Origin of the sequence: Chryseobacterium sp. MYb7 (genome assembly GCF_002979455.1) — a bacterium.
Classification (GTDB): Bacteria; Bacteroidota; Bacteroidia; order Flavobacteriales; family Weeksellaceae; genus Chryseobacterium.
Window position 1 is genome coordinate 35,419 of the sequence record NZ_PCOU01000008.1, and the last position, 13,856, is coordinate 49,274.

At 27.5% G+C, this 13,856-nt stretch carries 13 protein-coding genes; 9 read left to right on the top strand and 4 right to left on the bottom strand.

The annotated features are described in order from the left end of the window. Window positions 1–40 precede the first annotated feature (40 nt). The gene (locus tag CQ046_RS08430; protein WP_105701835.1) at window positions 41–571 is read right to left on the bottom strand and encodes an antirestriction protein ArdA; all 531 of its coding nucleotides are present in this window, start codon (window positions 569–571) and stop codon (window positions 41–43) included. Window positions 572–1,262: 691 nt separating this feature from the next. Here CQ046_RS08430 and CQ046_RS08435 point away from each other — a divergent pair. Then, a complete protein-coding gene (locus CQ046_RS08435) occupies window positions 1,263–2,849 on the top strand; it encodes a hypothetical protein (protein WP_105701836.1) in 1,587 nt (528 codons plus the stop codon). Between the two features lie 71 nt (window positions 2,850–2,920). Here the strand turns inward: CQ046_RS08435 and CQ046_RS08440 are convergent, their stop codons facing one another. From CQ046_RS08440 to CQ046_RS08450, 3 genes are read right to left on the bottom strand one after another with little or no spacing between them, the layout of a single operon-like run. Then, entirely contained in the window at window positions 2,921–3,736 is an 816-nt protein-coding gene (locus tag CQ046_RS08440; RefSeq protein WP_105701837.1) for a tetratricopeptide repeat protein, read from the bottom strand. After that, window positions 3,711–4,199, bottom strand: a complete 489-nt coding sequence (locus CQ046_RS08445) for a hypothetical protein (protein WP_105701838.1) — start codon at window positions 4,197–4,199, stop codon at window positions 3,711–3,713. Before CQ046_RS08445 ends, CQ046_RS08440 begins: the two co-directional genes overlap by 26 nt. Beyond that, on the bottom strand, window positions 4,196–5,410 hold the full coding sequence (locus CQ046_RS08450) for an aldo/keto reductase (protein ID WP_165790491.1): 1,215 nt from the start codon (window positions 5,408–5,410) through the stop codon (window positions 4,196–4,198). Before CQ046_RS08450 ends, CQ046_RS08445 begins: the two co-directional genes overlap by 4 nt. A gap of 35 nt (window positions 5,411–5,445) precedes the next feature. Here CQ046_RS08450 and CQ046_RS08455 point away from each other — a divergent pair, with 35 nt between their 5' ends. The 8 genes from CQ046_RS08455 (at window position 5,446) to CQ046_RS08490 (ending at window position 13,853) form a co-directional block, all read left to right on the top strand. Then, on the top strand, window positions 5,446–7,659 hold the full coding sequence (locus CQ046_RS08455; RefSeq protein WP_105701945.1) for a peptidase domain-containing ABC transporter: 2,214 nt from the start codon (window positions 5,446–5,448) through the stop codon (window positions 7,657–7,659). A 1-nt stretch (window position 7,660) separates the two neighbouring features. Then, window positions 7,661–8,938 carry an HlyD family secretion protein gene (locus CQ046_RS08460; RefSeq protein WP_105701840.1) on the top strand — a complete coding sequence of 426 codons (1,278 nt, stop codon included), beginning with the start codon at window positions 7,661–7,663 and terminating at the stop codon, window positions 8,936–8,938. Beyond that, complete coding sequence (locus CQ046_RS08465; RefSeq protein ID WP_105701841.1) at window positions 8,938–10,080, top strand: hypothetical protein; 1,143 nt, start codon at window positions 8,938–8,940, stop codon at window positions 10,078–10,080. Before CQ046_RS08460 ends, CQ046_RS08465 begins: the two co-directional genes overlap by 1 nt. Beyond that, window positions 10,052–10,579 (top strand): hypothetical protein, encoded by a 528-nt coding sequence (locus CQ046_RS08470; RefSeq protein WP_105701842.1) that lies wholly within the window; start codon window positions 10,052–10,054, stop codon window positions 10,577–10,579. The genes CQ046_RS08465 and CQ046_RS08470 overlap by 29 nt, the downstream gene beginning before the upstream one ends. After that, the gene (locus CQ046_RS08475; protein WP_105701843.1) at window positions 10,551–11,384 is read left to right on the top strand and encodes a tetratricopeptide repeat protein; all 834 of its coding nucleotides are present in this window, start codon (window positions 10,551–10,553) and stop codon (window positions 11,382–11,384) included. Before CQ046_RS08470 ends, CQ046_RS08475 begins: the two co-directional genes overlap by 29 nt. 44 nt (window positions 11,385–11,428) lie before the next feature. Next, a complete protein-coding gene (locus CQ046_RS08480) occupies window positions 11,429–11,641 on the top strand; it encodes a hypothetical protein (protein ID WP_105701844.1) in 213 nt (70 codons plus the stop codon). An 83-nt stretch (window positions 11,642–11,724) separates the two neighbouring features. After that, window positions 11,725–13,170, top strand: a complete 1,446-nt coding sequence (locus CQ046_RS08485) for a lipopolysaccharide biosynthesis protein (protein ID WP_165790492.1) — start codon at window positions 11,725–11,727, stop codon at window positions 13,168–13,170. Beyond that, window positions 13,167–13,853: a methyltransferase domain-containing protein gene (locus tag CQ046_RS08490; RefSeq protein ID WP_228406913.1), complete on the top strand. Its 687-nt coding sequence runs from the start codon at window positions 13,167–13,169 to the stop codon at window positions 13,851–13,853. The genes CQ046_RS08485 and CQ046_RS08490 overlap by 4 nt, the downstream gene beginning before the upstream one ends. Window positions 13,854–13,856 lie beyond the last annotated feature (3 nt).

Sequence of the window (13,856 nt, forward strand, 5' to 3'; positions counted from 1 at the left end):
GATTACACCTCATTGAATCTATTTGAATCTGATTGTATTTTTAAGCACGGAAATAATGCCCATCACTCGAATAATAATCAAACATTAAATTCCTTGCTGTAGATTCCCAATCAATATAAATATAATTTGGTAGGGTTTCAGGAATACTTTCTTCCAAAAGATATTGTGCAAATGTTTCATCGTCTGAATATTCACCTATATAACAGTTTATTACACCGTCATAAAGGCTATTAAAATCAACTTTCCCAATACAATCAATGTAAGCCTCAAAAACTTCTATATCATACCCAGAATCATTTATTTGTTCTGCTATTTCAAATATTTCATCTGATAAATAACTTTCTCCAATTAATCCTAATTTTTCAAATATTTCACAGTGTTCATGATCTTGGAGCATAAACTCTGGCTCGTTTTCATCCTTGTGAAGTTCGTACATTGCTTCCAATAGTTCGTCATAGCTTGAATAATCAGCTAAATTGAGCCATTTGCCGTAAAGGCTTCCGTTGTTGTACTTCTGATAAGTTCCTACATAGATACTGCAAGAATCAAGACAATTTTGTAAATTTGTCATGTCGATAATTTTTTACTGATTTTAAAATTTATTGATGTTGCCTATCGTGTTCGTAGCACTTTAGGCATTTTTTATATATTATTGTGAGAATCTATGTAGAAAAAAGAACTTGAAACAGTTCTTTGACATATTAATAAAGTCAATATTCATGCCAATTGACAGAGATTTTAACTTTAAAATTAAAGTTTTTAAAATATTTTTAAACCCTAACCGCAACAAACAAAAACTGTCAAAAAAATATCAATAAAATATATAGTTTGAAGAGTATAGCCAGTAGAAAATGTAAGTGGAAAATAAAAACAGATCCACAAAAACCAAATAAAACAAAACTTACTTTTGAGAAAAGTTTGACAGTGTGGGAGGGGGCGCCAAAGAAAACAACTCTCATACCCTCTAGTTTATCTATGGAGACTTCCGTCTGTACACTCATTACATATTTTTTGGTGTTAAATTGTCGTAAATTCAACTATAAAGCTATTTGATTTTTTGAAACAAGTTTGGTGGGGGTACTTTTGATGATGGGGATTAACCGTTGCTTTTTTTCACCCAAATAATAATGTAGTATAGTTTTTTGACATTTGGATTTAATTTTAAAATTTGTTTGCATTATGACTTCACTTCTAAAATATCTTATTGTAAATATTTCTAATTTCAGTACCTTTACTTTTACCTTTTTGCAGAGAAAATTCCAATGAATAAAGAAATAAATGTAAGTCACACCTTTTTTGTCGATAGTATTGAGAAGTTAGACTTCTGTGGATCAGAAATATATTCATTTAAAGGCGGGCGATATACAATACCTTACGATATTATCAAATTAAATTATGATGGTCACAAGCATCAAGAATGTAATGTTTGTAAAAAAAATTATTTAAGAGAGTTTACCAATCTTTCTACCTATCATAAAAAATTTCCAAATTGTTGCGAACTGCATAGGAAGCTTTCTAATCAAAATTGGTTTGATCCAGAATATTTTAAAAATGCTCCATTATTCTATGCAGAAAAATTATTTTATACTTGGGATCATATTTTAAATTTTATTGATACTGAAGAGTGGGAAGAAGAGATTTTTGATTATTTAGATCATGTAATTGATAGTTTTGGTTCTTTTCCAACAGGATATGGAGAAGCTTTATATATTGGGCGTTTTATTACTCAACTTAAAAATTTATTGAGAGGAGGAGGGGCAAAAACTAATTCTAATAAAAAAAATAAAATATTAGAATATCTTAATAAACTTAAAAATCCAGTTATTGAAGATCAAGACAAAAACTTTAATATTTTAACAGAGACTTATAACGAGTGGTATAAAACATTCCCTTTTGAATTAAGCTATTTTGAGCATCTCAAAAAACAATATTTTAGCATAAATCCACTTATTGAAAGTGTAAAGTATAATAAGTACAGTAATTTATTTGTTGCTACTCCTAAAACAAAAAAAGTTCTAATAAATTATTTACTTGAAATAACTAATAAAATATTAGTTATAATCAACACAGAAACTTTGCTTGAAAAAGGTTTGATAACAGATATTGAAAAAGTAGAACTTGAAATGATTCGCCAAAAAAGAAAGCAGAAACTCAAACAAGGTTACACGAATACTTCTAAAGATTACAATGAAGTAAAGTATAGAAAAATTCTAAAAGAATGGTTAAAAGACGAAATCCAATTTATTAAAGAAATAAAACCGATCATCGAAAAAAATCCCTTTGTAGCTTTTAGCAGTACAATTCCATTGTTAAATGATTTGATGATAGCTTCTTATAAACTACAGGAAAATAAAATATTTTGGAATGTTGATGAGGATACCCGAACACGACAGATTTTAGATTTACTTCCCCGTGAATATGGTGCAAAAGATCAATCTAGATATGGAGAATCAGGTACAGGCATCAAGCAAGGTAGTGTTGACGGAGTTGTAATTGATGAATCTGGAACAGAATATTTTCTAGAAGCATTTAATTTAGAGTATATTGACACTAATAATATTACTTCTCACATTAATAAGTTAGAACAAAATTACGATTCTAAAGGACTTCATAATAAATACATCATCATTTATTGTAATCTTGCCGAAAATAAATTTGAAAATTTCACACAATCATATCAAAAATTTATCAATGATGAAATGAAATTTCTTTATCCTAAAAATGATGATATTAAGAATATTGAAAGTAAATACACCAACAATAGGATATTAAAAACATCGCATGTTAGAGAGGGAAAAGAAGTCTTTTTATATCATATTTTATTAAAGTTTCCAAAGAAATGTAAATAATAAATTGAATTAGTCACGATTTAATCTGATAGTTTGGTCGTACGTTTACTAAAAAAACTGCCTATTATTTTTTAATTTGGTATTGCTTTTATAATATCACTTTCATACAATTCATTAAAGACTTCATTGTAAACATCTTTAAGTTTAGATCCATTATTATATTGATGTAATGCTTTTTTATAATAATATTTTGAAGAATCTTTGATTCCTAATTTTTCAAACACTTCTGCTTTATGGAAATATGCTTCTGAAAATTTAAAATGACCCTTTAGTGATATGTTATATTGTTTTAAAGCTTCTTGGTTAAGGTTTAATTTTTCCAACAATGTACCATAATTTACATAAACTATAGATTTTAAATTTAAAGTCGCACTATCTGTAGTTTCAAAGAACCTTTCATAATAATGTTTAGATTTATCATAATTACTTAATCCCTGATATGATATTGCAAGAAGATAATTTATGTTTTCACCCTGCACATCATCATTAGGTGTTAGAGCATTGAGTTTCTCTAAATCAATGATTGCCCCTTTATAATCTTTAAGCTTCTCTAATTTCATCCAACCCCTATAACCTAAATGTTTTTTCGGATTTAATAAAACAGCTTTATCAAGTAATTTAAACCCCTCATGATAAAGTCCCCTTTTATTATAAGCAACAGATTGTTCATGATATACATCTGAATAATCTGGATACTGTTTTCTTAGAACCTTAAACATAAATTGCGAAAGCTGAGTTCCCTGTAAATCTTCTGCTAGTATAAATCTTCTATCCTTATTAAGGAAAAATATGATGAAAATCAACAAAATAATAATTCCTGCAAATAAAATCAAAAACAAAGATTTTATTATAATTTTTATCCTAAAATATATCAATGACTTTTCCATTTTCAACTTTGAATGTTATCTGATAATATGAATCAACTTTTTTTTCGTCAACTTTTCCAACTTCCCAATTTCGTAATAGACGAACGATTTTTAATAAGTTTTCTTCTTCTTGATTGCTCAATTTAATATCTCTATATTTTTCATCAATACAAAAAAATCTAAACCTATCAGTCGAACCTTCATAATTAATAAGAAATCTAATAACAAGCCAGCCATTTTTGACGGAAGCTAATTTTAGATTTTCGACCATAAGAATATCCCTGATTGCCTTTCTTTCTCCTTTATATTTTGTATTTGCTTGATAATACTGATAGGTAATACCTTTTGTCTGAAAGTCAGAATTATCAGTTTTTTTATTCATTGAAATATCGCCAATTTCATTTGTTAGGCTTACGACTATTAATACTAAAAGAGATGTACAAAGCAGGAAAGTAATAAGTAGTAATCTATTTAGTATTTTCATATAATACTTTTAATTTTGTCAACATAATCTTTTCTTCTTAATCCCATCAAAACAGTATCTACACCCGAATTAATGTAATTTTCAGCTAGTATTAATGAAAAGTCACGAGTGTCATTTCTATTTAATATTCCTTCTTTATATAGGTTTGATTTAAGAGTATTTAATCTGTCCTGATTATTACTTTTAGAAAACTCTATCCAGTAATTTTGTAACTCACTTAATATCTTAATAGTTTCTTCATTCCTCAGCCCAATAGCATCTAAAAAAGGCAACAAATAAGAATGTATTGCTTTATTTATTGCTTCATCATTCCCTATATGTTTTCTGTTTTCAATAAAAAAACTAATTGGATAATAATTTTCTAAGGAAGTATCCTCTTGCATATTTGAAAGACGTTGTTTTATAATTTCAGTAAAGGAATCAAACAAGGTATTTTCCTGATCTTCAATAAGGTTTATATTACCAGCAGCATAATCTACTAATCTTAAAACTTTATTTTCATATGTCGTATTTAGAGGTCTATTAGATAATATGTATAATCCTTTCTCTTTTAATTGTGAGATTGTTACAGTAACTTCATTGTCTAGCTGAAAAAATAAGTTTCTTTCAACAATATTATAGGGAAACTGTAAAAATTTAAAGTGAGGAAACTGCCCTAAAGCATCTAAGATACTTTTTAACGGTAATGAACTTAATATATTTGAACTAATACCATAATATCTAATCTTGCCCTCCTTTACTTTCTCTTCAAGCAGTAGAAATGAGTTAAATAATTTGTGCTTTAATTCCTCTTTTGAAACATTTTTTTGGTAATAGTATTCAGGGTTGTGAAGTAAATAACAATCTATATAATCAGTATTTAATCTTTTGAGAGAATTGTCAACCTGAAAAGAAACAAAATCGGGATCAATAGAAAAAAGCAAACTTTCATTAACTTCAATATGTTTTAAATTATTTTTCCTAATTCTATCTATGTCTTCGCCTTGTATATAACCAGCCTTTGAAACTATAAAAATGGAGCTTCTGGCAATTTCATTAATACTATTTCCAATTAATAATTCAGATGTGCCAGAGTTGTAACTAGATGCAGTATCTATTAAATTTATACCTGAATCAATTGCGTACTGTAGAACATTAATATTTTCTAAATCATTTGTGCTCATTCTATAAGTCCCAAGCCCTATTTTGGAAATATCATCTATTTTCACCATGTTATTGTATATTTGCTGTAAAATTAATTTTTTTAATGAATTTAAAAAAACACAAATTCCCTTTTTATAAACAATTTGATAGAACTGACTGCGGACCAACATGTTTAAGAATGTTGGCAAAATATTATGGCAAAGTATATTCTCCTGAATATTTAAGAGAACTGTCTAATATTACTACAGAAGGTGTTTCTGTTATGGGGATAACAGATGCAGCAGAAAAAATAGGTTTTAAAACACTTGTTGCCAATATTGATTATGAAACATTAGAGAAACAAGCCCCTTTACCTTGTATAGTTCATTGGAGACAGAGGCACTTTCTTATAGTTTACAAAATTGAAAAAGGAAAGGTTCATGTTGCTGATCCAGATTATGGTCTTATTATATATGAAAAGGAGAAGTTTATTGAGGGCTGGCAAAATACAAGATACCTTAATAATTCTGATGAAGGATTAGTAATTTTACTAGAGCCTAGTTCTGAATTTCATAATATAGAAGAAGATAAAAAAGATAAAAAAGGCTTTTTATCATTATTACCCTACATTAAGCCATATAAAAAATATGCTTTACAAATTATTGTTGGCTTAACCATTATCAGTATTATACAGCTAATCCTACCCTTTTTAACACAATCTATCGTAGATAAAGGTATTAATTATAGAGAAATAAATTTCGTCATATTAGTTTTAATTGCACAGTTAACATTATTTTTCTCTCAATCTTTTGTTAGTTTTGTTCAGAACTGGTTGCTTTTATATGTAGGTTCAAGGATTAATCTAACAATAGCCTCAGAGTTTCTTATCAAACTAATGAAACTACCAATATCTTACTTTGATTCAAAAATTCCTGGAGATATTTTACAAAGATTGCAGGATTCTGATAGGTTAGAACGATTTTTAACAACATCACCGACAACATTGTTTTCCATAGTAAATATGCTAATATTTATGGGCATATTAGCATATTACAATGTTACTATTTTTGGAATATTCTTAGTAGGGGCAATTTTTTATATTATTTGGATTCTATTTTTCATGAAAAAAAGAGCAGAACTAGATTACAAAAGATTTGATGAATCTTCGGGGAACTCTAGTAGCCTCTTACAAATAATTAGTGGAATCAGAGAAATTAAAATTAATGGTTCTGAAAAAAGACGAAGATGGGGCTGGGAAGAAATGCGCATAAAACTGTATAAAATATCAATTCAGTCACTAAAATTGGCTCAAGTACAGATGATTGGAGCTAATTCTATTAATGAAATCAAGAATATATTAATATCATTTACTGCTGCTTATTCAGTAATTAAAGGAGATATGACATTAGGGATGATGTTAGCAGTACAGTATATTATTGGTCAATTAAATAGTCCCCTTATTTCTCTGGTGCAATTTTTCAGAGATGCACAAGATGCAAAAATTAGTCTTGCAAGAATGAATGAAATAAAAGAGATAAAGGATGAATATGAAGCTCAAGAGATCAATCATGAACTTCCCAAAAATCATACTATTGATATTCAAAATTTATCTTTCCAATATGGCGGAAAAAATTCTAAAATAATATTGGATAACATTAATCTAACGATTCCTCAGGGAAAAATAACAGCTATCGTTGGAGAAAGTGGAAGTGGTAAAACAACCTTACTGAAACTATTATTAAAATTATACAAGCAAACTCATGGAAGAATAAATATTGGTGGTATTGAATTGGGTAATGTAGATACCAGAGAATGGAGAGGGGCATGTGGTGTTGTAATGCAGGATGGATATATATTTACTGACACTATTGCAAGAAATATAACAGAATCTCAATCTGATTGGATACTAGATAAATCAAGGTTATTAAATGCTGTAAGAGTTGCTAATATTGAAGAAATGATTGAAAACTTCCCCACAGGTTATAATACAAGGATAGGACCCGCAGGAACAAGTGGAATAACTTTAAGCGGAGGTCAGATGCAGAGGACACTAATAGCTAGAGCTGTTTATAAGAATCCTCAATATCTTTTTTTTGATGAGGCAACAAGTGCTTTAGATGCCAATAATGAAAAGATAATTATGGAAAATCTAAATCAATTTTTTGCTGGCAAAACGGTTATTGTTATTGCTCATCGTTTAAGTACAGTAAAAAATGCTGATAATATAGTAGTTTTAAGCAAAGGTACAATTATTGAGCAAGGAACTCATACTGAACTTATAAAAATAAAAGGAGCTTATTTTGAACTTGTTAAAAATCAACTAGAATTATCAAACTAAGATGAAAAGTAAAATTGATTTATTGGATGAGCAGAGTGATTTTTCTAAAGAAGTATTAGAGAAAACTCCAGCTTGGATTATAACATGGGGAAATTCCGTGTTTTTTGTCTTTATTACTATTTTATTTTTGCTTGCTTGGATGATAAAATATCCTGATATAGTTTCTACTCAGGTAGAGGTTACGTCTGAAAACCCTCCCATTTATTTGGTTTCCAGAACAAGTGGGAAAATAAGTGAGCTTAATGTTTTGGATGGAAATAATATTAAAAAAGACACTTGGCTTGCAGTGATTGATAATCCTGCAAAAACAAAAGATGTGAAAAAAATAGATTCTATTATTAATAATTATGCAAATACAAAGTCAATCTCAATACTACCAGATCTAAAGTTAGGAGAAATTCAATCATTTTATAATGAACTTATAAAAGCCCAAAGTCAATACAAATATTTCAACACATTTAATCCTCAATTAGTAGGTATTAGGTCAAATCAAGACAGGATAAATAAGGTAAATAATTCCCAAGGAGAATATAACAGCCAAAGAGAAATTGCTCGCAAAGAATACGAAGTAAAAAGGAAAGAATTTAATAGAAATAAAGAACTTTTTGAACAAGGTGTTATTTCTAAAAATGAATTTGAGAAAAGCCAAATAGAACTACTTCAAACAGAAAATAGATTTAAGAGCTATGGTTCTAGCATCTCCAATCTGGAAAGTGATAAAAGTATCATAAAGAAAGAGAACGTTGATTTAAATCTTCAAAAAGAAAATCAAAAAATAGAGCTTTCCACAAATGTAGAAAATGCCATTCAGGAATTAAAAGCACAAATTTTATCTTGGAAGAATAAATATCTTATACAGGCTCCAATGGATGGAAAAATTAATTTTTTTGATATTTGGCAAAAAGACCAATACGTAAAGGCAGAACAAACTTTATTTTCGATTATTCCAACTAATAATACAGGAAAATATTTTGCAAGGGCTAAAATGCCTATTGATAGAGCTGGAAAAGTAAAAGTAGGACAAAAAGTAAACATTAAGTTATTAAACTATCCATTTGAAGAATTTGGTGTTTTAGAAGGAAAAGTTAGTAAAGTAACCAACGTAACCAATGAAAATGTCTACTATGTTAATGTAGAATTAAATAAAGGCTTAATTACTACCTATAATAAAAAAATAACCCCTAATAATCTTACGGGGCAAGCAGAAATTATTACGGAAGATATTAACCTGCTTCAAAGATTTGTTTATACTTTAGTAAGAAATTTTAAACAACGATAATGATGAATTTTTATAATGATTTTGACAACTGTCAAGGAAGTGTAATTGATTCTTTGAAACTTCTACTTTACAAAAGGCACGAAAATATTTTTGATAGAATCGACTTTGAAGATGATACAATTTATCAAGAACCTCTCCTTTACACTTATGTTACACAACAAGATGATATTTGGCTAGATGCTATAATTTATGGGTTTGAGAGAAATCCAAAGGATAGAATTCTTGTGTTTTCAAATAAAAATGGAATAATTTATATTCCTAAAGTTGGATATTTTCATACTGAGAAAATTGCTGAGAAACTGTACTTAGAAAAAGACAATAATGTATTTTCTATTAAGGATGAAAAAAATAATGAAGTTTTTTTTAGGTATGAGCCTTTGTACTTTTTAGATGAAGGGATTGAATTAGTAAAAACACAACACCCCCTTTTTGAAAATTTATTCAAAAATACTTCGGATATAGTTGTAGATGTAAATATTGACAAAACATATAGTAAACATATTAATCATTTTAATACTGCGCTAAAAATAATTAAAGAAAATAATTATGATTATTTTACTTTAATAAAAAAAGCTGTCAAAAAAGTGATGATATATAAGGGAGAACCTTATTCTTTTGCTGCTATACAAGCTCACAATATGGTTTTTCTAAATGCGCATGATGAAAATGATGAAGTTTTTTTTCTTGACCACATATTACATGAGGGAGCTCACGTTATTTTCAATACATTAACATATAATTCAAAAATGGAATTATTTACAGTTCCATTTAAAACCAATCTATCAGTAATAACCAAAGATGAAAACGATCATGGAGAACTATATGGTAGATTTCATGGAATGTTTACCCAATCAAATATTAATCAATGTATGGAAGTATGCATTGATAGAAATGTTTTTAGTGGAAAACAACATAGAGAGCTACTTGGAAGATTCTCTAGTAATATGAAAAGATTTAGAGCAGGAGTTGACAGATTTAATATTCGTGAATTATACAAAGAGGATGGTCAAAAATGGTATGACTTTTTTTTCAAAAGATATGAAGAAATATATTTCAGAAATGAAAGTCTAATTAATTCATTTAATGTGTCAAATCAACCCTATGTATTTTCTTATGAAATTTTTGATAAAGCAAACCCTTAGAGTTATATATTTATTCCTATTCTTTATTATATATCAAATAGATGCACAAAAATTAGAGAATAAGTATTTAAATAATGTTGGTGACATACAATTTGATCCAAAAATTGATGATCCTGAGTTTAAAATATGTAACCCTGATATTTCTTTCCAATATTACAACTTCCCAAAAGGATTTCAATATAAAGGAGAAAAATACGAAATTTTGAAAATTTGGAAAGAAGAATATTCAACAACCGTAAGTAGTTTTAAAGAAACAGGATATATTACGATAAGATTTTTAGTGAACTGTGAAGGTAAGACTGGATTATTTAGAATTCAGCAGATGGACAAAAACTATAATGCTACCTTTTTTAATGAAGATTTTGTGAATATAATTCTAAAATTTACAAAAGAACTAGATGGATGGGGTGTAAACAAATATAAAGAGCAAAAAGTAGATTATTATCAATATTTAACTTTTAAAGTAGAAGATGGAATCATTAAAGAAATATTACCATAAGTTTTTTTTTATCTTAACACTGATGGGCATTGTCTTAAAAGCTCAAATAAATTGTAATACATTTAATGATGAAAGTTGTAAGAAAGCTTGTGAATTAGTGAATTTAGCTGAACCATATCAAGGTTATAAGCAATCACAGTTAGCTTTTGATGAGGCAATTGAACTATGTCCTAGCTTCGATTATGCTTACAGAGAGAAGTCAGTTCCATATCTGAAAAGAGGAGACTTTATTTTATGGAAAAAATTAATTGATAAAGCAGTAGAGTTAAATCCTAGAAATAACCTTGCATACAGAGGATGGTGTAAATATCAATTTTTACGAGATTATAGAGCTGCATTAGATGATATTGAATCTTTCGAAAAGCTAATGGACGATAATTATATAGAATATTCCCAGAATGGGGATTATAGCTTAAAAATAGTAAAAGCATTATGTTACAAGATGCTTGGAGATACTAGTAAAGCCATTAATATAATTGAAGGGCAAGTTTCTCGAAAAGATTATACTCCAAGATTGTTTGATTATTATCATTTGGGAATATTATATTATGAAACAAGCAATTATAATAAGGCTAAAAAATATTTTGAAAAGCAGATTAGGAATAATGATTATTATGCTGAACCCTACTATTACTTAGCCCAAATCTATAAAAAACAAAATAATAAACCACAAGCAATATTATTAATCAAAAAAGCATTGGATTATTATTTGACTGATAAATATATGAAAGATCCTTATACAAATATAGTAGACAGAGTATATGAAAAACAAATGATTTTTTTTCAAAAAAATTTGGAAAATTAAAAACTTATTATATATTTGTAAGACAAATTTTAAAAAATATACAAATGAGTAAATTAACATTAGAACAGTTTAAAACTGAAAAAAAGGAAGAAAATGGTTCAAGATTATCTTTAGACCAATTTAAAGCTAAATCTTCTAACAATCTTAACAATGAAGAATTAGAAAAATTAACAGGTGGTATTCTTGGTGCTTGTCATCCAGGTTTGATTGATAGAATAATTCAATATGCTGAAAAATTAGCGAATCCTTTTGGATAGTATTGAACTAAGAAATATTACAAAAAAGACAGTCTTTGGGCTGTCTTTTCTAATTAATATGTTGATGGTGTATGAATAAAAAGATGAGTTCACAAGCAATTAAATATAGCTTTATAAGCTATATTGGTTATATAATAGGAATTATATCAACTATTTTTTTGTATTCCTCTGAATTAGAATTTTATGGTACACTTAGATATATCTTGGCTACATCATTATTACTTAGCTCTTTTTTTTCTTTAGGTTTAAATGCAACTATCATAAAACTTTATAATGAATTAACAAATAAAGGTTTTATAAACTCTTTTATTTGTCTTTCACTTATAGTAATAATTGTTTTTATATCATTAAATTATTTTACTTTTGATTTATTAAAGGAATTTTTTTTTACTTTTGGAGGAGCAAACTTTTGGAATTATATGAATTTTATATTTCCGATAATTTGCCTTTACAGCTTAAACTCAGTAATTTATTCATTCTTAGCTAATTTTTATATTACTGCGATTCCAAATATTTTTGATTCACTACTACCTAAAGTAAATATGATTATTTCTTTTATTTATTTTTTGTACTATAAAGATGCGTGTGGTGCATTATTATTATTCGTTATACTCTCATTTATCTCAACTGTCATACTATTTCTATTTATGAAAAAGAAGACTGGGTTGAGTTTTGATTTTAATGTTAATTTTTGGAAAGACAATAGTATCAGAAAAGAAGTCATTAGTTTTTCTTCCTTTTCTATCTTGAATAGTTTTTTATATGCTATTATTACACAAATTGGTATGGTGATGTTGGGAGAATCTAATGATTTGAAAATTAATGGGATTTATGCAGTTATTTATTCAATTATAGGACTTATAAATATTCCATTATTAGCCGTTTCAAAATCATCTACTCCGTTAATTTCAGATTTTATTGATAATGAGAATATAAGAGATTTGAATTCATTTTATAAGAAAACTTCTTTGAGTCTTTTTTTTATTGGTTCATTCTTATTTCTTATTATAGCTACTAACTTTGATTCTTTTTTTTCAATTTTGAACAAAGGAGAGCTTGTTGGTCATTTTAACATTATATGTATTTTAGGGCTCGCACTAATGATAGATTTATTAACAGGAATAAATAGTAACATAATTAATAGATCCAAACATTATAAGATTAACACTGCTTTTATTATAATAACAGCACTAATTTCTTTAACGGTAAGCTTTTTATTGATTATTTACTACAAACTTGGGATTATGGGGGTTGCTATATCTACTTTTATTTCAATGCTTGTATTCAATGGCTTAAAATTGTTTTTTAATTATAAGTTCTTAAAAATACATCCATTTTCCAAGAAAATGTTACCAATTTTAATTTCAATAATTCTTGTTTTATTTGTAAGCCAAAATTTTATTTTTTTTAATAAATTTTATTTCCTTTTTATTAATAGTATAAGCATAATATTTTTGTATGGAATTATTAATTATTGCTACAAGATAATTCCTATAAAAGACATATATAAATTTAATAACAAAACATGATGAAAAATGCTAATTGGAAATTTTCAGGGGATATTGTTCAGGAATTTGATAAACATATCCTTTCATCTGTCCCTTTATATGAACAAGGGCATACGCTAATCTCAAATCTTTCAGATTTTTTTTTATCTAATGATTCTGTATGTTACGAACTTGGTTCTAGTACGGGAACTTTATTAAAAAATCTAGCAGATCACAATCAGAATAAAAAAATAAAATTCATTGGGATTGAAATTGAAAATGACATGGTGAACTATGCCAATGATAAACTTAAAGATTATGGTGACATTGAAATAATTTGTGATGATATTCTAAATATAGAATTGGAAAAGTCAGACATGATTATTTCTTATTATACAATACAATTTATTAAGCCTAGAATTAGACAGTTAATTTTCGATAAAATATACGAATCTTTAAATTGGGGTGGAGCTTTTGTTTTGTTTGAAAAAGTTAGAGGAGCAGATGCTAGATTTCAAGATATTACAACTGCATTATATACAGACTTTAAAATTGAGCAAGGATTTACCAAAGAGGAAATTTTAGATAAGACTAGAAGCTTAAAAGGGGTTTTAGAACCCTTCTCAACTCAAGGAAACCTTGACCTCTTACAAAGGGCTGGATTTGTTGATGTAATGAGTATTATGAAATATGTTTGTTTTGAAGGATTTTTAGCTATTAAATAAAGT